This window comes from Vibrio sp. 10N.222.52.B7 (genome assembly GCF_041474275.1).
GTDB lineage: Bacteria > Pseudomonadota > Gammaproteobacteria > Enterobacterales > Vibrionaceae > Vibrio > Vibrio crassostreae_C.
The window spans coordinates 1-325 of sequence record NZ_JBFRTU010000583.1; the positions used below are offsets into that span (position 1 = coordinate 1).

1 protein-coding gene is annotated in these 325 nt (G+C 47.7%); it reads left to right on the top strand.

What is annotated here, in order from left to right:
- The coding region (locus tag AB4512_RS24305; RefSeq protein WP_372176057.1) for a glycosyltransferase at window positions 1–325 on the top strand (325 nt) is incomplete at both ends.

A 325-nucleotide genomic window follows, 5' to 3' on the forward strand; every position in this document is an offset into this window, starting at 1 on the left:
TCAATCATGTGTATGGCTGACTTTCAAGTCCAGCCATCGATTAGCGGAGAAGGACTACCGCGTACCATTGTTGAAGCAATGGCGAATGGTACAACTTCTGTAGTTACGACCACAGGTGGAGCTCCTGAACTCGTTGTAGATGGCGAGACGGGTTATATTGTCCCGACCGGTGACGCCAAGGCGTTAGGTGAGGCGATGGACAAGCTCGCACAAGATAAGGCAAAGTGCACAACAATGAGTGAAGCGGCTAAGAAGCGCTTAGATGAAAGCTTTAGTTCACGAGTGACAGTGAAGAAGCATTTGGAATTTTTTGAGAAGTTACTAG